This is a genomic window from Rhizobium ruizarguesonis (assembly GCF_012349115.1).
Classification (GTDB): domain Bacteria; phylum Pseudomonadota; class Alphaproteobacteria; order Rhizobiales; family Rhizobiaceae; genus Rhizobium; species Rhizobium ruizarguesonis.
In genome coordinates, this window is the sequence record NZ_PQIG01000070.1 from 1 (window position 1) to 20,603 (window position 20,603).

The 20,603-nt window shown below is 61.2% G+C and carries 21 protein-coding genes and 1 tRNA gene; 18 read left to right on the plus strand and 4 right to left on the minus strand.

Annotated features, from left to right (window positions below; genetic code table 11):
• The first annotated feature begins 284 nt into the window (after positions 1 to 284).
• The 10 genes from nagZ to C3Y91_RS11870 all read left to right on the plus strand — a co-directional run bounded on the left by nagZ (position 285) and on the right by C3Y91_RS11870 (position 9,406).
• Positions 285 to 1,298: a beta-N-acetylhexosaminidase gene (gene nagZ, locus C3Y91_RS11825; RefSeq protein ID WP_024320654.1), complete on the plus strand. Its 1,014-nt coding sequence runs from the start codon at positions 285 to 287 to the stop codon at positions 1,296 to 1,298.
• Between the two features lie 18 nt (positions 1,299 to 1,316).
• On the plus strand, positions 1,317 to 2,174 hold the full coding sequence (locus tag C3Y91_RS11830) for a segregation and condensation protein A (protein ID WP_024320655.1): 858 nt from the start codon (positions 1,317 to 1,319) through the stop codon (positions 2,172 to 2,174).
• Entirely contained in the window at positions 2,171 to 2,887 is a 717-nt protein-coding gene (gene scpB / locus C3Y91_RS11835; protein ID WP_018481201.1) for an SMC-Scp complex subunit ScpB, read from the plus strand. Before C3Y91_RS11830 ends, scpB begins: the two co-directional genes overlap by 4 nt.
• A gap of 181 nt (positions 2,888 to 3,068) precedes the next feature.
• A complete protein-coding gene (locus C3Y91_RS11840) occupies positions 3,069 to 3,260 on the plus strand; it encodes a twin-arginine translocase TatA/TatE family subunit (protein ID WP_018073376.1) in 192 nt (63 codons plus the stop codon).
• A gap of 51 nt (positions 3,261 to 3,311) precedes the next feature.
• The gene (gene tatB / locus C3Y91_RS11845; protein ID WP_075223927.1) at positions 3,312 to 3,923 is read left to right on the plus strand and encodes a Sec-independent protein translocase protein TatB; all 612 of its coding nucleotides are present in this window, start codon (positions 3,312 to 3,314) and stop codon (positions 3,921 to 3,923) included.
• Positions 3,920 to 4,747, plus strand: coding sequence for a twin-arginine translocase subunit TatC (gene tatC, locus C3Y91_RS11850; RefSeq protein WP_003558883.1), 828 nt, complete (start codon positions 3,920 to 3,922; stop codon positions 4,745 to 4,747). Before tatB ends, tatC begins: the two co-directional genes overlap by 4 nt.
• A gap of 101 nt (positions 4,748 to 4,848) precedes the next feature.
• Positions 4,849 to 6,132, plus strand: coding sequence for a serine--tRNA ligase (gene serS, locus C3Y91_RS11855; protein WP_024320657.1), 1,284 nt, complete (start codon positions 4,849 to 4,851; stop codon positions 6,130 to 6,132).
• A 4-nt stretch (positions 6,133 to 6,136) separates the two neighbouring features.
• Complete coding sequence (surE, locus tag C3Y91_RS11860; protein WP_018481196.1) at positions 6,137 to 6,910, plus strand: 5'/3'-nucleotidase SurE; 774 nt, start codon at positions 6,137 to 6,139, stop codon at positions 6,908 to 6,910.
• A complete protein-coding gene (locus C3Y91_RS11865; protein ID WP_075223926.1) occupies positions 6,907 to 7,560 on the plus strand; it encodes a protein-L-isoaspartate(D-aspartate) O-methyltransferase in 654 nt (217 codons plus the stop codon). Before surE ends, C3Y91_RS11865 begins: the two co-directional genes overlap by 4 nt.
• Positions 7,561 to 7,801: 241 nt before the next feature.
• Positions 7,802 to 9,406, plus strand: a complete 1,605-nt coding sequence (locus tag C3Y91_RS11870; protein WP_075223925.1) for a M23 family metallopeptidase — start codon at positions 7,802 to 7,804, stop codon at positions 9,404 to 9,406.
• A 248-nt stretch (positions 9,407 to 9,654) separates the two neighbouring features.
• Here the strand turns inward: C3Y91_RS11870 and C3Y91_RS11875 are convergent, their stop codons facing one another.
• Entirely contained in the window at positions 9,655 to 10,527 is an 873-nt protein-coding gene (locus C3Y91_RS11875) for an ATP-binding protein (protein WP_168575327.1), read from the minus strand.
• A gap of 206 nt (positions 10,528 to 10,733) precedes the next feature.
• Between C3Y91_RS11875 and yajC the strand changes: the two genes are divergently transcribed.
• The 5 genes from yajC to C3Y91_RS11900 all read left to right on the plus strand — a co-directional run bounded on the left by yajC (position 10,734) and on the right by C3Y91_RS11900 (position 15,457).
• Positions 10,734 to 11,081, plus strand: coding sequence for a preprotein translocase subunit YajC (gene yajC / locus C3Y91_RS11880; protein ID WP_003558894.1), 348 nt, complete (start codon positions 10,734 to 10,736; stop codon positions 11,079 to 11,081).
• A 45-nt stretch (positions 11,082 to 11,126) separates the two neighbouring features.
• Positions 11,127 to 13,667 carry a protein translocase subunit SecDF gene (gene secDF, locus C3Y91_RS11885; RefSeq protein ID WP_168575328.1) on the plus strand — a complete coding sequence of 847 codons (2,541 nt, stop codon included), beginning with the start codon at positions 11,127 to 11,129 and terminating at the stop codon, positions 13,665 to 13,667.
• A 4-nt stretch (positions 13,668 to 13,671) separates the two neighbouring features.
• Positions 13,672 to 14,058: an Mth938-like domain-containing protein gene (locus tag C3Y91_RS11890; protein WP_018241804.1), complete on the plus strand. Its 387-nt coding sequence runs from the start codon at positions 13,672 to 13,674 to the stop codon at positions 14,056 to 14,058.
• Positions 14,059 to 14,060: 2 nt separating this feature from the next.
• Positions 14,061 to 14,918, plus strand: a complete 858-nt coding sequence (locus C3Y91_RS11895) for a phytoene/squalene synthase family protein (RefSeq protein WP_024320661.1) — start codon at positions 14,061 to 14,063, stop codon at positions 14,916 to 14,918.
• Positions 14,919 to 14,989: 71 nt separating this feature from the next.
• Complete coding sequence (locus tag C3Y91_RS11900) at positions 14,990 to 15,457, plus strand: hypothetical protein (RefSeq protein WP_024320662.1); 468 nt, start codon at positions 14,990 to 14,992, stop codon at positions 15,455 to 15,457.
• A gap of 115 nt (positions 15,458 to 15,572) precedes the next feature.
• Here the strand turns inward: C3Y91_RS11900 and trmFO are convergent, their stop codons facing one another.
• The 3 genes from trmFO to C3Y91_RS11915 form a co-directional block, all read right to left on the minus strand.
• Entirely contained in the window at positions 15,573 to 17,006 is a 1,434-nt protein-coding gene (trmFO, locus tag C3Y91_RS11905) for a methylenetetrahydrofolate--tRNA-(uracil(54)-C(5))-methyltransferase (FADH(2)-oxidizing) TrmFO (RefSeq protein ID WP_024320663.1), read from the minus strand.
• 93 nt (positions 17,007 to 17,099) lie between these two features.
• Positions 17,100 to 17,243, minus strand: a complete 144-nt coding sequence (locus tag C3Y91_RS11910; RefSeq protein WP_003539017.1) for a DUF1127 domain-containing protein — start codon at positions 17,241 to 17,243, stop codon at positions 17,100 to 17,102.
• A 294-nt stretch (positions 17,244 to 17,537) separates the two neighbouring features.
• The gene (locus C3Y91_RS11915; RefSeq protein ID WP_003539019.1) at positions 17,538 to 17,684 is read right to left on the minus strand and encodes a DUF1127 domain-containing protein; all 147 of its coding nucleotides are present in this window, start codon (positions 17,682 to 17,684) and stop codon (positions 17,538 to 17,540) included.
• 871 nt (positions 17,685 to 18,555) lie between these two features.
• On the opposite strand from C3Y91_RS11915, the gene C3Y91_RS11920 reads away from it, so the two are divergent.
• From C3Y91_RS11920 to C3Y91_RS11930, 3 genes are all read left to right on the plus strand, one after another.
• Positions 18,556 to 19,659, plus strand: a complete 1,104-nt coding sequence (locus C3Y91_RS11920; protein WP_075223922.1) for a DUF2157 domain-containing protein — start codon at positions 18,556 to 18,558, stop codon at positions 19,657 to 19,659.
• Complete coding sequence (locus C3Y91_RS11925) at positions 19,656 to 20,246, plus strand: GDYXXLXY domain-containing protein (RefSeq protein ID WP_075223921.1); 591 nt, start codon at positions 19,656 to 19,658, stop codon at positions 20,244 to 20,246. Before C3Y91_RS11920 ends, C3Y91_RS11925 begins: the two co-directional genes overlap by 4 nt.
• A 153-nt stretch (positions 20,247 to 20,399) precedes the next feature.
• A tRNA-Leu gene (locus tag C3Y91_RS11930) sits at positions 20,400 to 20,484 on the plus strand.
• The last annotated feature ends 119 nt before the right edge of the window (positions 20,485 to 20,603 follow it).

A 20,603-nucleotide genomic window follows, 5' to 3' on the forward strand; every position in this document is an offset into this window, starting at 1 on the left:
CCCAGCTCTACGGCCAAGCCGGCCGGTCGAGCAGGCGGCCCGTTTCAGCCAACCCCCCGCAGATTTGCCTGGCAAATCTGCAAGACTTAGAATCGCTGGACGCACCTATTGCTTCGCATGGCGAAGCAGTGCGGCCGGTGGGCTGGGCATCTTTGCGCCAGGATCAGAGGCGATCGGCTCGGACGTACCAAAAGGTATGCCCTTCGCCAATCGCCTCTGCCCGGACGAAAACCTGCTCCGGCAGAATGCTTCAATCTGACCAGGAAAGGCTCTAAGATTCTTACATGACCGAATCAAAAGCGATGATCCTTGGCTGCAGCGGCCTTGCCCTCACATCCGAAGAGAAAGCCTTTTACCGAAGCGAGCGACCCTGGGGCTTCATCCTCTTCGGGCGCAACATCTCCGAAGCACGGCAGATCGCCGATCTCGTCGCCGAACTGCGCGACAGCGTCGGTTGGCATGCGCCGGTGCTGATCGACCAGGAGGGCGGCCGCGTTCAGCGCATCCGTCCGCCCGTTCTGGCGCGTTATCCTTCCGGCCAGGCGCTCGGCGATCTCTATCGCCGCGATCGCGGGCTCGGCCTGCGCGCCGCCTGGCTGATGTCGCGACTGCACGCCTTCGACCTTTCGAGCCTCGGCATTGATGTCGATTGCCTGCCGGTGCTCGATGTGCCGGTCGAGGGCAGCAGCAACGTCATCGGCGACCGCGCCTATGGCGGCGATCCCGAGACCGTCATCGCGATGGGAAGAGCGGCTGCCGCAGGGCTGAAGGCCGGCGGCCTGTTGCCCGTGATGAAACATATGCCCGGCCACGGTCGCGGCTTTGCGGATTCACATCTGGAACTGCCTGTCGTCACTGTCTCGCGCGATGAGCTGGAGCTCCATGATTTCCCGCCCTTTGTCGCGATGAAGGACGAGTTGATGGCGATGACCTGTCACGTCGTTTTCGCCGCCATCGACCCGGACAATCCGGCGACGACCTCACGCAAGGTGATCGACGGCATCATCCGCGAACACATCGGCTTTAGCGGTCTGCTGCTCTCCGACGACAGCTCGATGAACGCACTTTCCGGCACGATCGGTGAACGTGCGGCGAATATCATTGCAGGCGGATGCGATATCGTGCTGCATTGCAACGGCAATATGGACGAGATGCTAGATGTCGTGGCAAATGTTCCGCGGCTCGCCGGCATATCGCTTGCCCGCGCAAAAGCGGTGGAAGCAGGCTTCGCAGCGCCGGATACTGCCGATGAGGCGGAATTGAGAGTGGAATTCGAGGCAATGTTTGCGACGGTCTGATCGTAAGGGAGCAGCTAGGTGAGCACGGTCAAGGGGACGGAACGTCCGCGGGCGGCAACGCCAATGGACAAGTTGTGGCAGGATAACGGTGCCGAGCGCGCCAGCCACGAGCCGGCGCTGGTGATCGACGTCGCCGGCTTCGAAGGCCCGCTTGACCTGTTGCTCTATCTCGCCCGCAACCAGAAGGTCGACCTGTCGCGCATTTCGGTGCTGGCGCTCGCCGAGCAATATCTGCTGTTCATCGAAAGCGCCCGGCGTATCCGCATCGAGCTTGCCGCCGATTACCTCGTCATGGCAGCCTGGCTTGCCTATCTCAAGTCGAAACTGCTCATTCCCCAGCAGGCCAAGGATGACGGCCCTTCCGGCGAGGAGCTGGCGGCAACACTCGCCTTCCGCCTGAAACGTCTCGAAGCTATGCGACAGGCGGCAGACGGCCTCGTCAACCGCAACCGCCTCGGCCGCGATATCTTCGTGCGCGGCGCGCCTGAGCATATTCCCGACCGGCAGCAATCCGCTTATGCGGCGAGCCTCTACGATCTCCTGACCGCCTATGCGGCGCTGCGCCAGCGCCATGCCGTCACCCAAGTGACGATCGAGCGTCGCACCGTCTGGTCGCTGACCGATGCCCGCGAGCTGCTGACCCAGATGATCGGCGAGATCGGTGACTGGACGGCGATGGAGCATTATCTGCTGCGTTATCTCGCCGCGCCCGAGGAACGCGTCACGGCAATCGCCAGCGCCTTTGCCGCCTCGCTGGAGCTGGTGCGCGAGGGCAAGCTCGAAATCCGCCAGGACGGCGCCTTTCAGCCGATATACATGCGCCGCGGTCCGAAACATGCCACGCTGCAGGTGGTGGAACAGGAGCAGCCGGCTTGATCGATCCGAGGAGCGAAGAGGAATTCGAAGGCAATTTCGAAGACCGGGGCCGCGACCTGCAGGCCGAGATCGAGGCTGAGCGTATCGCCGAGGCGCTGGTCTTCGCCTCCTCGCAGCCGGTCTCCGAGGGCTTCCTCGCCGAGCGCCTGCCCGAAAAGACCGACGTGCACGCGATCATGCTGCGCCTGAAGGAGCAATATGCACCGCGGGGCGTCAATCTCGTGCAGGTCGAAGGCGCCTGGGCCTTCCGCACCGCCGCCGACCTGTCCTTCGTCATCCGTCGTGATGACAATGAGGTGAAGAAGCTTTCGCGCGCCGCACTGGAAGTGCTGGCGATCATCGCCTATCACCAGCCGGTGACACGTGCCGAAATCGAGGATATCCGCGGCGTCCAGACCTCGCGCGGCACGCTCGACGTGCTGATGGAAGCCGGCTGGGTGCGGTTTCGTGGCCGCCGGCGTACACCGGGCCGGCCGGTGACATTGGGCACGACACGCGATTTCCTCGACCATTTCGGTCTCGAAGAGCTGCGTGACCTGCCCGGTCTCGAAGAGTTGAAGGGAGCGGGCTTGCTGTCGGGCCGCATTCCGGCGAACTTCAATATTCCCTCGCCGTTGATGAACGACGAACTGACCGAGGACGAAGACCCGATCACCCAGATGGACCTCGAGGAACTGGGGTTGCTGGCGCCACGCGGCACCTCTGAAGATTGAGGGGCTTGCGTCTTGCTTTTGCCATGCATGGCGAAAACAATGGAGCCAGCACTTTTCGGTGGGTCAATGGCTTGTCATAAAGGGCGATACCGTGACATTAAGCGCAGTTCAAAGGGCTTGATGTTGGAAACGGTGTGGGAAATTCTTACATTAGGGAACATCACAACAGGGAGTAAGCGTAATGGGTTCTTTTGGTATCTACCACTGGCTGATCGTTCTGGCCGTCGTGCTGTTGTTGTTCGGTCGCGGCAAGATTCCGGAACTGATGGGCGATGTCGCCAAGGGCATCAAAAGCTTCAAGAAGGGCATGACGGACGAAGACGCGCCCGACACGGCAAAGACCGTCGATCACAAGGCCGACGAAACGAAGTAACCAAGTCCGGGAAAAAGCGCAGCCCCCGCGCTTCCCGTCCAGGAGCCTTGCATGTTCGATATTGGCTGGACCGAGCTTTTGGTCATCGCGGTCGTACTGATCGTGGTCGTCGGTCCCAAGGATTTGCCGCCGATGCTGCGCGCTTTCGGCAAGATGACGCAGCGCGCCCGCAAGGTTGCGGGTGATTTCCGTGCGCAGTTCGATGAAGCGTTGCGCGAAGCCGAGCTTGACGATGTCCGCCAGACGATCAGCGACGCCCAGAAGCTCAACCCGGTCAACAGCCTGCGCGAGGCGATGAACCCGCTCCGCCAGATGGGCAACGAGATCAAGGCCGACCTGCAGAAGGCGACCACAGTCACGGAAAACAAGACCGAGGTGCCTCCAGATGCTGTCGCAGCCCCGACGCCTTCGATGAGCTTGCCGGAAACGCCGCCATTGGTAGCGACACCTGCGGCGTCGGAACCCGTCGCCGCAGCGATTGTGCAAGCCGATACGGTTGCCGCCAAGCCGAAGGCCGTGCGCAAGCCGCGCGTCAAGGCTGCCGACAAGGTCGATGCTGCGGCCGCTGTTGCCGTGCCTGTGGAAAAGCCGAAACGCACGACGGCAGTCAGGAAGCCTGCAACGCCGAAGAAGCCGGCGCAGACAAAGAAGGACGAGGCATGAGCGGTGATATCGAAGACAAGCCGCAGCCGTTGATCGAGCACCTGATGGAGCTGCGCACGCGGCTGATGTGGTCGATCGGCGCGTTTTTCGTCGCCTTCATCGCATGCTTCTTTTTTGCCAAGCATCTCTTCAACTATCTGGTCATTCCCTACAAGACAGCCGTCGTGTGGGCGCATCTCGACGTCGAGAAAGCCCAGCTCATCTACACCGCACCGCAGGAATTCTTCTTCACGCAGGTCAAGGTGGCGATGTTCGGCGGCCTTGTGGTCGCGTTCCCGATCATTGCCGCCCAGGTCTACAAGTTCGTGGCACCCGGTCTCTACAAGAATGAGCGCCAGGCTTTCCTGCCGTTCCTGATCGCCTCGCCGGTCCTGTTCCTGATGGGCGGCGCGCTCGTCTATTTCTTCTTCACGCCGATGGTCATGTGGTTCTTCCTGTCGATGCAGCAGGCGCCGGGTCATGACGAAATAGCGATCTCGCTGATGCCGAAGGTCTCGGAATATCTGAGCCTGATCATGACGCTGGTCTTCTCCTTCGGCCTCGTCTTCCAGCTTCCCGTCGTCACCACGCTGCTCGCCCGTGTCGGTCTTTTGACCTCGCAATGGCTCGCCGAAAAGCGCAAGTTTGCCATCGTCCTCGCCTTCGTCGTTGCCGCCGTGCTGACGCCGCCGGACCCGATGTCCCAGATCGGCCTTGCGATACCGACGATCCTTCTCTACGAGATTTCCATCTATGCGGCGCGACTCGTGGAGCGCCAGCGTGCCCGGCAGGCGGTCGAAAAGGACACCGGATCCGCGGACGTTGCCAAGACGGACAGCGTCTGAGCGGCGATCCCAATCCCCCTTTGTGAACGCCGTTTCACATCCGGTCGAGGCCCGATCAGGCTTTGGCCGGGTCATCTCTGTTGCAACGACCTGGAACGACGATGCTCGATATCAAATGGATCCGTGAGAATCCCGAAGCGCTCGATGCCGCCCTTGCCAAGCGCGGTGCGGAGCCTCTGGCCCAAAGCCTCGTTGCCCTCGATGAAAAGCGCCGCTCCGCCGTGCAGAAGGCGCAGGACTTGCTGTCTCGCCGCAACATCGCCTCCAAGGAGATTGGCGCGGCGATGGCCCAGAAGAATAGCGAACTTGCCGAGAAGCTGAAAGCCGAGGTCGCCGAATTCAAAACTCTGCTGCCGGCGGTCGAGGAAGAAGACCGGCAACTGACGGCCGAGCTCAACGACGCGCTCTCGCGCATCCCGAACATCCCCTTCGACGACGTTCCTGTGGGTAAGGACGAGCATGACAATGTCGTCACCCGCACCGTCGGTGAAAAGCCGCGCTGGAACCACGCGCCGAAGGAGCACTTCGAAATCGGCGAGGCGCTCGGTTATATGGATTTCGAGCGCGCCGCCAAGCTTTCCGGCTCGCGCTTCACGGTTCTGACCGGGCCGCTCGCCAAGCTCGAGCGCGCGCTCGGCCAGTTCATGATCGATCTCCACACCAGCGAGCACGGCTATACCGAAGTCAGCTCGCCACTGATGGTGCGCGACGAGGCCGTTTATGGCACCGCCCAGCTGCCGAAATTCGCCGAGGATCTCTTCAGGACGACGGACGGCCGCTGGTTGATTCCGACGGCTGAAGTGACGCTGACCAATCTGGTGCGCGAGGAAATCCTCGATCAGGAGAAGCTGCCGCTTCGCTTCACCGCGCTGACGCCGTCCTTCCGCTCGGAAGCGGGCTCCGCCGGCCGCGATACGCGCGGCATGCTGCGCCAGCATCAGTTCTGGAAATGCGAGCTCGTTTCGATCACCGATGCCGAGAGCGCTGTTGCCGAGCATGAACGCATGACCGCCTGCGCCGAGGAAGTGCTGAAACGCCTCGGCTTGCATTTCCGCACCATGACGCTTTGCACCGGCGACATGGGCTTCGGCTCGCGCAAGACCTACGATCTCGAAGTCTGGCTGCCGGGGCAGAATGCCTTCCGTGAAATCTCCTCCTGCTCGGTCTGCGGCGATTTTCAGGGTCGCCGAATGAATGCGCGGTACCGCGGCAAGGAAGACAAGAGCAACAGGTTCGTCCACACGCTGAACGGTTCCGGCACGGCCGTCGGCCGTTGCCTGATCGCAGTCCTCGAAAATTATCTGAATGAGGACGGTTCCGTCACGATTCCGGACGTTTTGCTGCCTTATATGGGCGGATTGACCAAGATCGAACGGGCGGCCTGAGGCGATGCGCATCCTGCTTACGAATGACGACGGCATTCACGCCGAAGGCCTTGCTGCGCTGGAGCGGATCGCGCGCACGCTGTCCGACGATGTCTGGATCGTGGCGCCCGAGACCGACCAGAGCGGTCTTGCCCATTCGCTGAGCCTCTCCGAACCTCTGCGGCTGCGCAAGATTTCCGAGAAGCATTTCGCCCTGCGCGGCACGCCGACCGATTGCGTCATCATGGGCATCAGGCAGGTGATGGACATCAAACCGGACCTTGTCCTGTCCGGCGTCAATTCAGGCTCGAACGTTGCCGACGACGTGACCTATTCCGGCACGATTGCCGGCGCCATCGAGGGCACCATGCAGGGCGTGCGCTCCTTCGCGCTGAGCCAGGCCTATCTCTATGAGGACGGCGCGCGCATCGTGCCCTGGGAGGTCTGTGAGACGCATGCCCCGGCTCTTCTGGAAAAGCTGATGGTCCTGGACCTGCCGGAGGGTACGTTCCTCAATCTCAACTTCCCGAACTGCCGTCCCGACGAAGTCGATGGCGCCGAGGTGACCATGCAGGGCAAGCTGGCCTTCAATCTGCAGGTCGACGCCCGCTCTGACGGCCGGGGGTTTCCTTACTACTGGCTGAAGTTTGGCGAACGCGCCGGCGCCTTCATCGAAGGCACCGATATTCACGCGCTGAAGCATAATAAGATTTCGGTAACGCCTTTGAAACTGGATCTGACCGATTATTCCGTGACGGACCGCGTGGCGCGGGCCTTGGGATACGGAGCACAAGTTTGACGGCAAGACTGGCGGAGAAGGAGGGCTTTGCTGCGCTCGTCCTTAGATTGCGTGCCGAAGGCATCTCCGACCTCGATCTGCTGACGGCGGTCGAGCAGACGCAGCGCTCACAGTTTGTACCGTCGCAATTTGCCGACGACGCCTATTCGAGCCGGACGATCCCGATCGAATGCGGCTCTTTTCTCGAAGGCATCGATTTTGCCGTCCGCATCCTGCATCACCTGAAGCTCAAGCCCGGCCAGCGCGTCCTGGAGATCGGCACCGGAAGCGGCTTTACCGCCGCCGTCATGGGCCGCATGGCCGAGCGTGTCCTGTCCATCGACCGCTACAAGACGCTGACGACGGCAGCGCAGCGGCGCATGGAATCGCTTGGCCTGCGCAGCGTCATCATCCGCCACGCCGACGGCAGCGCCGGCATGCAGGGTGAGGGCACCTTCGACCGCATCCTGGTGACGGCCGCCTTCAACGCGATGCCGCGCTTTTATACCGACCAGCTCGTTTCCGGCGGCTCGATGATCGCGCCGCTGATGATCTCCGAGAACGAATGCCGGATGGTGCGGCTGACGAAAACCGGCAGCCGTTTCGAACGCGAGGAACTGTTCGACGCTCCATATCTACCGATCGTTCCGCGCCTTGCCTCGCTGCTGTAGATGTGGATGATTTCCGGCCGCATCGGCCTGAAATCCGACCATCAAAAAGACAGAGCATGAGGTTGTGCGAAAGCCGCTAAGGCTTTTTGGCATCATGCTCGGCACACTGCGATTTTTCACCCGTAAGCTATGGTTATCAACTTCTCAAAAATATCGCACTGATTCCAGCATCTTAACCGCGTGGTAATACTAACGCGTTTTAATAGACTCACAAATGGTTGCGTTCTCAGTGGGTCGAGTCATGAGTTTCAGTCTTTCGCCAAAGTTCGGGAAGTCGGCCGGTAATCTTCTGGTTGTTTGCCTGCTGGCAAGTGCCGCAACGGGCTGCAGTTCCGATGTGACACGGTTTGGCGGCTTGTTTTCCTCCTCCGGGCAGGACCAGATCACTACAAGTTCCATTCCGCGCAGGAATATGAACGGTTCTCAGGGCGATCCGGTGCCGCGCGCCGATCTCGGCGGTTCGGCCGTTGCCAGCCAGTCGGGCTACGGCGGCGGCAATGACGCGCTGAACCAGCCTTATCCCGCACGCCAGGGTTACGATCCGACCCGCACGTCGAGCTCGAGCGCGCGTCTCGCTTCGGCGCCGGTCTCGGTGCAGCGTTCCGATCTGGCCGCGCCGACGGCTGTTGCCCCCTCCCGGCAGCGGGAAAAGGAGGTTGCGCTCGCCCAACCTTTCCCGTCTGCACCGCAGGCTGAAAAGCCCCGATTGGTCGCGCCGGCTGCGCCGAAGATGACGCCCGATACGCTGACGACCGGCACGACGCCGAAGGTTTCCGGCTGGTCCGCCACCAACGCTCCATCGGTGACGCTGCGTCCGGGTGAAAGCATCGCCACCCTCTCCAGGCGTTTTGGCGTACCGGAAAAGGAAATTCTGCGCGTCAATGCTCTGAAGACGGCATCTGCCGCCCAGCCCGGCCAGGCGATCCTGATCCCGACATTCAACGGCGGCAATGCCGCCAAGGCGGCATCGCAGGCGGCTGACCTTTCCAAGCCCGGCAAGATGCCGGATGCGCCGAAGGCGCCTGAGCAGAACGTTGCCGTCATTCCGGGCGCCAATTCCGCCCGCGACAAGACGCTGGCGAGTGCCGATATCACCGGCAAACTTCCCGCCGGCGCCGGCAAGGATCCGAAGGCGCCTGCGGGCAGCTATGTCGTCAAGCAAGGCGATTCCCTGGCAAAGATTGCCAAGGCGACTGGCAGCAATGTCGACGACCTCAAGGCCGCTAATAATCTTTCGGCCAACTCGCTCCGCATCGGTCAGGCCCTCAAGATCCCGAACGGCACCGCCGATAATATCAAGACCGCCTCGATCCCGGCCGAGAAGGTCGATCAGAAGCCGACCCAGCCGGCAGCTGCCCAGCAGACGGCTTCCGTTCAGCCCGCGCCCTATAAGGCGCCGGCCGCCACCCAGACCGTCGACGATGCCGAGAAGAAGTCGGACGTCAGCTCCGCCGCACCGGAATCGACCGGCATCGGCAAATACCGTTGGCCGGTGCGCGGTCAGGTCATTGCTTCATACGGCGCCAACGTCAACGGCAACCGCAATGACGGCATCGACATCTCGGTACCGCAGGGCACGCCGATCAAGGCCGCTGAAAACGGCGTCGTCATTTATGCCGGCAACGGCCTGAAGGAACTCGGCAACACCGTTCTCGTCCGTCACGACGACGGCACTGTCACCGTCTACGGCAACGCCGATACGCTGAGCGTCACCCGCGGCCAGAAGATCCAGCGCGGCCAGACCGTCGCCGTCTCCGGCATGAGCGGCGACGTCAAGCAGCCGCAGGTCCATTTCGAGGTGCGCAAGGACGCGTCCCCGGTCAACCCGATGACTTTCCTGGAATAGGTACTGCGTACCAGGAAGCGCAAAAGCCCGGCCACCAGCCGGGCTTTTGTCATTTAATGCATGTCGCGCAAAAGTGCGGAGCGGTTTTGGGATAAACGACAAAGGCCTAAAACGCGTCGCGTGAATTCGGATTGATGCGACGCGCTTTAGAGCAATTCCGGCAAAAGTGTGCAGCGGTTTTTGCGTCCGGAATTGCGTAAAAACAAAGAGATAGAGCATTTCCATGTTTCGAAGAAAACGAAAATGCTCTAGCCCCGGTCGATGTGAACGCGCATGCGTCCGGCCAGGTCTTGGATATATTGCCAGGCGACGCGGCCGGAGCGCGCGCCGCGGGTCGTTGCCCATTCCAGCGCCTCGGCATGCATCTTGTCGCGTTCGAGCCCGAGCTTGAAGTGATCGGCATAGCCGTCGATCATGCCGAGATAATCCTCCTGGCTGCATTTGTGGAAGCCGAGCCAGAGGCCGAAGCGGTCGGAAAGCGAAACCTTCTCCTCGACCGCCTCCGATGGATTGATCGCCGTCGACTGCTCGTTTTCCATCATGTGGCGCGGCAGGAGATGGCGCCGGTTGGAGGTGGCGTAGAAGAGCACATTGTCCGGCCGCCCTTCGACGCCGCCGTCGAGTGCTGCCTTCAGCGACTTGTAGGCGGTGTCGTCGTGATCGAAGGAAAGATCGTCGCAGAAGACGATCACGCGGTACGGCGTGTCCTTCAGGAGGTCGAGCAGATGGGGAAGGCTGGCGATATCCTCGCGATGGACTTCGACCAGCTTCAGCAAGATGCTGCTTTCGCGACTGACATCTTCGTGGACGGCCTTGACCAGCGAGGATTTGCCCATGCCGCGCGCGCCCCAGAGCAGCACATTGTTGGCGGCATACCCCTCGGCGAAACGCACCGTATTCTCATGCAGGATATCGCGCACATGATCGACGCCGCGGATGAGCGTCAACGCTACCCGGTTTGGCCTCTTGACCGGCTGCAGATGCTGGCGCAATGGCGCCCAGACGAAACAGTCGGCAGCGTCCCAGTCGTTGAAGGCGGGTGCCGGTCCTGCAAGACGTTCGACGGCGTCTGCGAGCCGTCTCAGCTGGGCAAGCAGGGCTGTGTTGATTTCCTCGGTCATCGGTGGCCTCCTGATTTCTCACTGCGGCAATCCGCTTTGATCTTTCGATGCCGGGTAGCATGGCGTTTTGACGGCGGAAAGGTTATGAGGCAGCGGAATCGGTACTGTTTCCGGCTGTTTCTGTTGCATTCATCGAAGCCGTAACTATAGTCCGGCAACCTGAAAAGAGAGGCGGAGTTCCGCCGCCCAAGCCTGAGGAGTTTAGCATGTTCATCACCCCGGCATTCGCCCAGAGTGCGACCGATACCGCAACGGGATTCGGCGGCTCCGGTTTCGAAATGATCATCCTGTTCGTGCCGCTGATGGTCGTCTGGTACTTCCTGCTGATCCGTCCGCAGCGCGCACAGGCAAAAAAGCGTGAGGAAACCCTGAAGGCGATCCGTCGCGGCGACCAGGTCGTCACCGGCGGCGGTCTCGTCGGCAAGGTCACCAAGGTCGTTGACGAAAAGGAAGTTGAAGTCGAGATTGCTGATGGCGTGCGTGTGCGCATCGTCCGCAGCGGCATCTCCGAAATTCGCGTCAAGGGTGAACCGGTCAAGGCCGACGCGGCGTAACAAGCGATAACGGCAGGACCGCCGGATCGGAAGATCGTCGAGAGAATGTTGCATTTTTCCCGCTGGAAAACACTTCTGATTTGGCTGGTCGCGTTTGCGGCCATCGTCATCGCTGCGCCCAATCTGCTGACTGAGGCGCAGCGATCCTCCCTGCCGGACTGGTTGGGGCACGACCGCTTGACGCTCGGTCTCGACCTGCAGGGCGGCTCGCATATCGTTCTGAAGGTCGAGCGTTCCGATGTCGTCAAGGACCGCCTGGAGGAGCTGGTCGCCAACGTGCGTAACGCGCTGCGCGGTGCCAGCATCCGCTATACCGGGCTGACCGGCAATGACCAGACCGTCATCGTCCGCATCACCGATCCGGCCCAGATAAAGGCGGCGGTCGATCTCCTGAAGCCTTTGACGACGGCTGGTGGACATTCCGGATCTGAAGTCGCGCTGCAGCAGGGCGAGGAGGGGCAACTCTCACTGCAGATTTCCGACGCCGGCATTACCGCTGACGTCGCCTCCGCCCGGAGCCGGTCGCTCGATATCGTTGGCCGCCGCATCGCCGGATTCGGCTATGAAAATTTCCTCGTTCGCCCTGATGGCGCCGACCGCATCGTCCTGCAGGTGCTGGGATCGGTCGACGCCGAGCGGCTGAAGAACATCCTGAACCAGCCCGCCAAGCTTTCCTTTCATCTGATCGACGAAAGCATGTCGGGGCAGGAGGCGCTGAACGGCCGCTGGCCTGCAACGTCGCAAGTCCTTTATTCCCTCGACGATCCGCCGATTCCCTATCTCGTCGACCGCACGGCTTTCGTCACCGGCAGCAACATGGTTGATATCGAGCCCATCGTCGATCCGCAGACGCAGGAGACCTCGATTGCCTACCGTCTCGATGCGGAAGGCACGCAGAGGCTGGCGCAGGCGACGGAACAGAATATCGGCAAGCACCTTGCCATCGTCTTCGACGACCAGGTGATGTCGTCACCGGTCATCGATGCGGCGATCACCGGCGGCGAAGGCCGGATTTCGGCAAACTTCTCCGAGGACGGCGTCCGCGACCTTGCGATCATGCTGCGCGCCGGCGCCTTGCCGGCGACGCTGACGAGCGTTGAGGAACGCAGCGTCAGCCCGAGATTCGGCGCCGATTCCATCTTCAACGGTCTCATTGCCGGCCTTGTCGCCGTTGTGCTGGTCGCAGCACTGATGATCGCCCTCTATCGTATTCTCGGCATCATCGCCGTCGTCTCGCTCTTCCTCAACCTGATCCTCATCGTCGCGGTGCTCAGTCTTGTCGGTGCGACGCTCACCTTGCCCGGGATTGCCGGCATCGTGCTGATCGTCGGCATGGCGGTCGATTCGAACGTACTGATCTACGAGCGCATCCGCGAAGAGGAAAAAACCACCCATTTCTTTGCGGAGGCCGTCGGCCGCGGTTTCTCGCGCGCATTTTCAACGATCGTCGACGCGAATGTGACGATCTTCATCGCCGCCATCATCCTCTTTTTCCTTGGCAGCGAATCCATCCGCGGTTTCGCGGTGACGCTGGCGGTCGGCATCCTGACGACCGTTTTCACGGCTTTCACGCTGACGCGCTCGATCGTTGCCGTCTGGCTGAGCGCGCGCCATCCCCGGCATCTGCCGAAGAGCGTCCTGACCCATCTTTTCGAGCACGCCAATATCCGCTTCATGGGAATCCGCCGCTATGTCTTTACGGCGTCGGCGGTCATCTCGCTGATCGCCATGGCCGCCTTTGCCACCGTCGGCCTGCATCTCGGCATCGATTTCTCCGGCGGCTCGCTCATCGAGGTAACGGCGAAGCAGGGCAATGCCGACATCGCCGATCTCCACTCGCGCCTCAATGATCTCAATCTCGGCAATGTCAGTGTCGAGCGCACGGGCGGGCCGTCGAACGCGCGGATCCGCATTGCTTCCCAGGGCGGCGGCGAGAATGCCGAGCAGTCGGCGGCGACGCTGGTGCGCGGTGAGCTCCAGGAAGATTATGATTTTCGCCGCGTCGACGTCGTCGGCCCCGCCATCTCGGGCGAATTGACGATGATGGCGACGCTCGGTGTGCTTGCAGCACTTGCGGCGATCCTGATCTACATCTGGATCCGCTTCGAATGGCAATTTGCCGTCGGCGCCATCGTCGCAACGCTGCACGACGTCATCATCATGCTCGGTCTCTTCGTCCTCACCGGCATCGAGTTCAACCTGACGAGCATCGCCGCCGTGCTGACCATCGTCGGTTATTCCCTGAACGACACGGTCGTGGTCTATGACCGAATGCGCGAGAATCTCAAGCGATACAAGAAGATGCCGCTGCCGATCCTGATCGATGCCTCGATCAATCAGACGCTGTCACGCACCATTCTGACCGCGGCGACGACGCTGATCGCCTTGCTCGCGCTCTTTCTCTTCGGGGGCGAAGTCATCCGCTCCTTCACCTTTGCGATGCTCTTCGGCGTCGCTCTCGGCACCTTCTCTTCGATCTATATCGCAGCTCCTGTCTTGATCGTCTTCCGGCTGCGGCCGGAGGCTCCCGACGGGGAAGAGAGCAACAAGACGGATGCTGGTGTAAAATCCGGTACGGTGGTTTGAAAACATGGCAAAAGGCATAGAAATCCGCGCCGCGCATTTCCCCGGGCGCGCCCCGATCGACGCTTACGGCAATGGCGGCTTTCGCTTTGCCGACATGTCGCATCGCGGCTCGATCCTTTGCCTGCCGTCCGGCATTCATGGCTGGGACATGGATATGTCGAAACCGCTGTCGCCTGAAAATTTCCGCCGGGTGCTTGATGAGGCTAGTGATATCGAGGTTTTGCTCGTCGGCACCGGTACCGAGCTTCGCCGCCTGCCCGAGGAATTGAAGCTGGCGCTGAAATCGCGCGGTATCTCCTCCGATCCGATGAGCACCGGAGCGGCGGTGCGCACCTTCAATATCATGCTCGCTGAGCAACGTGCCGTCGCCGCGGCGTTGATTGCGGTCTGACGATGACTGAAGCGAATATTGCGACGAACCAGGAGATCTGCCTGGCGATGCTGCGTGACAGCGATCGCGACCGCTATCTCGCCTGTCTGCTGTCGCCGGAGGCAAAGCGCGGCGCGCTTGCAGCTCTTTATGCCTTCAATGCCGAGCTTGCCCGCATCCGTGATCTCGTGCACGAGCCGTTGCCCGGCGAGGTGCGGCTGCAATATTGGCACGATCTTCTGGAAGGCAGTGCACACGGCTCGACAGCGGCCAATCCCGTTGCCGCAGCCCTTCTGACCGCGATCGAAACGCACCGCCTGCCGCGTAAGACGCTGATCGACATGATCGAGGCCCGCACCTTCGATCTCTATGAGGATCCGATGGAGACACGTCTTTCGCTTGAAGGCTATGCCGGTGAAACGGCATCGGCCCTGATCCAGCTCGCAAGCCTGGTGCTTTCGCCGGAGGAGGCCGCACGATCGGCCGACGCCGCCGGCCATGCCGGCGTCGCCCAGGCGGTCGCCGGATTGCTGCTGCTGATGTCGCTGCATCGCCGCCGCGGCCAGGTCTATATTCCGCTGCAGATCCTTTCCGCCACCGGTCTCGACCGCGATGCCTTCCTTGCCGGCGAAGACAGGCCGCGCATCTCTGCTGCCATCGAGGCCTTCGCCGGTCTTGGTCGCGAACATCTGGTGAAGGCGAGAGCGGCGGGGCCGATTGCGCCGGCCGTCTTTCCAGCCTTTCTGCCGGCGACGCTTGCCGAACCGGTGCTCGTCAAGGCGCAGAAGCGAGGGGCCTTGCTGTTCGACCGACCACTGCAGCCGCCGCAATGGCGCCGCCAGCTGCGAATGGGACTGGCAGCAACCCGCCGGAAAATCTGATATCGGTCAAATTCGCGCAAGTCTCGCGCGTTACAAGGCTTCCACCGCTACCCTTTGAACGGAGACTCGGCGTGGGCATTATCGTCTGGTGCGTTCTTTTCGCCATCGTCATTTTCATTGCTTTTGTGGCAACGCGCATGGCCGCGCAGAACAAGGAAGACGGCCTGCATGACACGGGCCTCGCCATCATCGAATTCGGTCGCGCCTTTCCGAACGAGGCGATCCGTCAGTTGCAGGCGACGGAAAACGGTCAGGCCGTCTTCGTGCGCCTGCATGACAACAAGGCGGGCTTTATGCGCAACATGTCGCGCCATTTCGCCTGCCATCTGATCGAGCCGGGTCGGGTGCGCGTCGTCGGCTCGGAAACGGGCCGGGGACTGGTGGTCGACTTCCTCGATGCACCCTATCACAACGCTGATTTCGAATTCGCTTCCGCCAAGGAAGCCTCGGAGGTTTCGCTCTGGCTGCTCGGCAATTATATCGCCGAGCCGGATAAGGACCTGCCGACCGGCAATATTTCGGCGGCGAATAAGCAGTAATGCATGTCGCCCAATACTGCGCAGCGGTTTGCGAGGACGGCATGCATAAAAGAAAAGCAAAGCCTTCAAGCGGGTCGCATGAGCCGGTTCGATGCGACGCGCTTGAAAACGCCGGTCAGGCGTTTTCGGCAAGCGTCGATTCTTGACCGAGCCAGGCGGCGCAGTCGGCAAGCGCGCGGCGTGCGATCAGCTGCCGCTTCATGATCGTCTTGTCCTTGCCGCGGAAGCGCTTGACGCCTTCGGGCTTGACGATCGACCCCGGCTGGAGCTCCGGAAACAGCCCGAAATTGATGTTCATCGGCTGGAACGATCGTTTGCCCGGCTCCTCGTCGGTGACGAGGTGCCCGCCGGTGATATGACCGAGCAGCGAGCCGAGCGCGGTCGTCGGCGGCGGTAGCGAGATCGCCTCGCCCTTGCGTTCGGCGGCGGCGAAACGCCCGGCCATGAGCCCGACGCTGGCACTTTCCACATAACCCTCACAGCCGGTGATCTGACCGGCAAAACGCAGGCCGGGCCGCGATTTCAGCGTCAGTGACCGGTCGAGCAGGGTGGGGGAGTTGATATAGGTATTGCGGTGCAGGCCGCCGAGACGGGCAAATTCCGCATTTTCCAGACCCGGGATCATCCGGAAGATATCTGCCTGCGTGCCATATTTCAGCTTCGTCTGGAAGCCGACCATGTTGTAGAGCGTGCCGAGTGCATTGTCCTGCCGCAGTTGCACGACGGCATAGGCCTTGACTGTCGGGTTATGCGCGTTCGTCAGCCCCATCGGCTTCATCGGTCCGTGGCGCAGTGTCTCGCGGCCGCGTTCGGCCATTACCTCGATCGGCAGGCAGCCGTCGAAATAAGGCGTGCCCTCCCATTCCTTGAAACCGACCGTGTCGCCTGATATCAGCGCGTCGACGAAGGCATTGTACTGCGCCTCGTCCATCGGGCAGTTGATGTAATCCTTGCCGTTGCCGCCAGGCCCGACCTTGTCGTAGCGCGACTGATACCAGCAGATATCCATGTCGATGCTCTCGCGGTAGACGATCGGCGCGATGGCGTCGAAGAAGGCAAGCGAATCCTCGCCGGTTTCCGCCTGGATGGCGCTCGCGAGCGACGGCGCCGTCAGCGGTCCGGTGGCGACTATGGCAAGATCCCAGTCCTTCGGCGGCAGGCCGGTGACCTCTTCACGCACGACGGTGATGAGCGGGTGGTCATGGACCGCTTTGGTCACCGCCTCGGAGAAGCCATCGCGATCGACGGCGAGCGCACCGCCGGCCGGTACCTGGCACCGATCGGCAGCGGCCATGATCAGCGAACCCGCCATGCGCATCTCGGCATGGATGACGCCGACGGCATTGCTGGTCGCATCGTCGGACCGGAAGGAATTGGAGCAGACGAGTTCGGCAAGACCGTCGGTCTTGTGCGCATCCGTGCCGCGCACCCCGCGCATTTCATGCAGGATGACCGGAACGCCGGAACTGGCGATCTGCCAGGCGGCTTCCGAACCGGCAAGCCCGCCGCCGACGACGTGGATAGGGGAATAGGAGGAGATCGTGTTCATTCCGCGCTGATATCATGTCGGCAGGTGCGATCCAACACCCCGGAATCAAAAACGGCGCCCTGGGGCGCCGTCTTGGAAGCATCGTACTCGCTATTAGCGGAACGAGCGGGATGCGATATTCCGGATGTCGTAGCGGCTAACGCCGATATCGGACAGGGTCTGGTTCGAAAGGCCGCCGAGTTCATTGAGCGTACGACGGTAGCTGAGCCAGCTTCTTGCAATGCGGATCGGGTTCATTGTCTTCTTCCTATGTCCGCGGGACGGCGGGATCGCCTGTCTCTCTGCGGTTGATGTTTATATAGGCGAGAACCGTCCGATTGTGCAGTGCAAATAAAAGGCGTCTGCCATGCAATTGTGCACTACGATGCTCTTCAATTAAGCAGAGGATATTTTTTGAGCGGGCTAACGAGTGGGAAAAACCTGCAACCGCAGCGGCCACCACGGGCAGACAAAAGAAAACGCCCGCTGTGGGTACAGCGGGCGTTTCGATCGAGAACAATCGTGCTTGGGAGGAGCAGCGATCGCCTAGAATTAGCGGTGGGAAGCCTCACGGGCAACGCGATGGATGTCCGAACGGTCGATGCCGAGATCGTGCAATTCGCGGTTGGTCATGCGGCCGAGTTCCGTGACGGTCTGACGATACTTGCGCCAGTTATTGAAAGAGCGAGAGAAGTTCATGTTAAGCCCCTTTCCGAGGGTTTGATCTGCCAGCAGCCACCGATCGGCGCTGACCTCTATTTGATGACTGGAATATATGTTGCGACGCGAAAGACTAAAACAGACAAGTTTTCAGATCACCTATGCGAAGATTGCAATGCTCAAAGGGTATTTGACGCAGACTTACCGTTTTTTGGTCAATGAATAGGCAGAATGACTTTTGAGGAAGCAATTCGATTTGGAGAGGCGAATGGGGGATCACTGCGGAAAAACGCTGCTCCCTCCGCCAGTTCCGCCCGTCCTTCTGCTACAACGAGGCGTTCCGCTTCGGATCAGAAGCCGCCCATCCCGTCGCAGAGTTGGTGGGGCGGCGTGACGACAATGTGGCATGACGGCGGCATCCGACGAAAACTCTCTCACCGCCAATGCTTTAATAAGGCTTTGGCTAAAGAAAAACGCCCGCCGGGGGAGGATCCGGCGGGCGTGTTATGGTGACTGACAACTGGGAGGAGGAGTGTTGCCAGTCTATCGCGGCGCGCTGGGAGGAGGAGTGCGCGGCTGCGAATCTCGTCACGGACAAAGCATCCGCGGGCGTCCGGCTAATGCCGGGCCGGGGCGCCATCCCCGTGCTTCGATGTGTTGATCAATAGTATGACTAATGAATATTGTGCAGTGCAATAAATTCATGCCGGATATGCGAAATACGCATATCTCTCCGTCCATAAACTTATATTACCGCTTCTGGCGTTAGCGGCTGGTTAACACTCGGTACTATTTAGACCAGTGAGGAACTTGTATATTTGTTGCAGAGCGTTTGCGAACACCGGTCCTGCGTCTATAACGGCGTGAGCCGCAGGCCGCAGTCGGCGTTGCGGAAATAAAGAGGTAGAGCATGTATCGCGGCAGGTTGGAGCGGGATCTTTCGCTCTGGGTGGGCAAGGGCCTGCTCGGGCAGGAAACGGCAGGTGCGCTTCTCGCCGAATATGACAGCCGCCCGGCAAGTTTCAGCCTCGGCAGGGTGCTGATGGCGCTGGCGGCGGTGCTGCTTGCCGCTGCCATTCTGCTGGTCGTCGCCTCCAATTGGGAGGCCATCCCGCGCCTCGTGCGCGTCGGCGCCATCCTTGCCCTGATCTGGGTGGTGCACATCGCCGCTGCCCGGCTGCTCGCCCGCGGTGCGACGGCGGCGGCAGGCGGGTTGCTGGTCATCGGCGCGATGAGCTTCGGCGGCGCCATCTCGCTGGTCGGGCAGATGTATCATCTCTCCGGCGACGAACAGACGGTGATGTATCTCTGGTTCGCCATCGCGACGATCTCGGCGATCCTGTTCCGTTCGGGCGCAGTGGCCGTCGTCGCGGGCTTCCTCTCCTGGGCGTCGTTTGCCGTCTATCTTGAGAACCACGACACGCATTGGATAGGGTTCGATCCCTGGATGGCGCCTCTCATGGCGGTAATCGTCATCGCGCTGGTGCGTTATACCGGCGCCGAGCGGGCCCGCCATCTCGCCTATCTGCTGCTGATCGGCTGGCTCGCCTGGCTCTATACTCTTTATGAGGAGATCGCCGTGGCGCTTGCCTTCGCGATCGGTGGCATGGCGGCCTTCGTGCTGACGGCGTTGCCGCTCCGGCCTATTGCCTCCTTGGTCAGCAGCGCCGGTGCGGCGCCGGCCTTCTACAGCTTCCTTGTCGCCGGGATCGGCTTGCTGCTGTTGCATATCGAGATCGAGGACGGCTGGCGGCTGGTGGTGCTCGGAGTGGCGACACTTGCCGCTTCGGTGCTGGCGATCGCCCTGCATGGCAGGGATAACGGCGCAGTGCGTTATCTCGCTTATACGACTTTTGCCGCGGAGATGCTCTATCTCGCCTCCGTCACCGTCGGCTCGATCCTCGGCACGTCGAGCCTCTTCCTCTTCTCCGGTCTCGTGGTGGCACTAGTCGCCTGGATCGTCATCCGCCTCGAGCGGCGTTTTTCGGCGAATGCACAGGGGGAGGGCGCATGAACTCGTTCCTGGCAAAGCTGCAATCCGGCAAGGGCTATCTGCTTTCGGCGATCATCGTCGCCGGTCTGCAGACCCTGATCCTGGGCACAATCATCCAGAGCCGGGCGTCGATCCTCAGTGATGGCGCTGAAGTGCTGCTGAAGACGGCGCCCGTCGATCCGCGTGATTTCCTGCGCGGCGATTATGTCGTCTTGAACTACGACATTTCCTCTGTGCCTGTGCAGACGGTTTCCGGCGGCATTCCGGCCGAGGCCGGCGAGCGGGTACTATGGGTCCGGTTGAAGAAGCAGGAGGACGGTTTCTGGACGGTGATCGAATCGTCCTTTCACGAACTGCCTCCGCAGCCGGAGACCGTGATCCTGCGCAGCCAGCCATTTTATAGTGGCGGACTTGCCGCCGGCGACAGCATGCGTGTCGAATACGGCATCGAGCGCTACTACGTTCCTGAAGGTGAGGGCAAGCCGATCGAGGAGGCCCGCAATGACGGCAACGTCGCCATCGCAGCGCGTGTCTCGCCTGATGGAAGCGCACAGATTCGCAGCCTTCTCGTTGACGGCAAGCCGGTTTACGACGAGCCGCTTTACTGATCCGGCGGCACTTCGGAGGAAGGCGGCTCCAGGGCCGCAAGTCCGCTGTCATTTGCCGTTCATTTTTCCTTTGCCTCGACCAAATCGGGTGATATAGAGACGCCGCGCTCCGGAAGGCCTCATGCGCAGGCATAGGCATGCGGTTTTGTGAACGCGGGTATGGTGAAATTGGTAGACACGCCAGATTTAGGTTCTGGTGCCGCAAGGCGTGGGAGTTCAAGTCTCTCTACCCGCACCAAGCTGTTTGCAGGCGGGAGACTGAAATCGGTTGGCTTAGGGCAGCCGAGAGTTGTCCCGAATAGCCCGCGAGTGCCGTTCCCCTTTGGGCGGAATGATACAGGAATTGGGAAAAGCCAC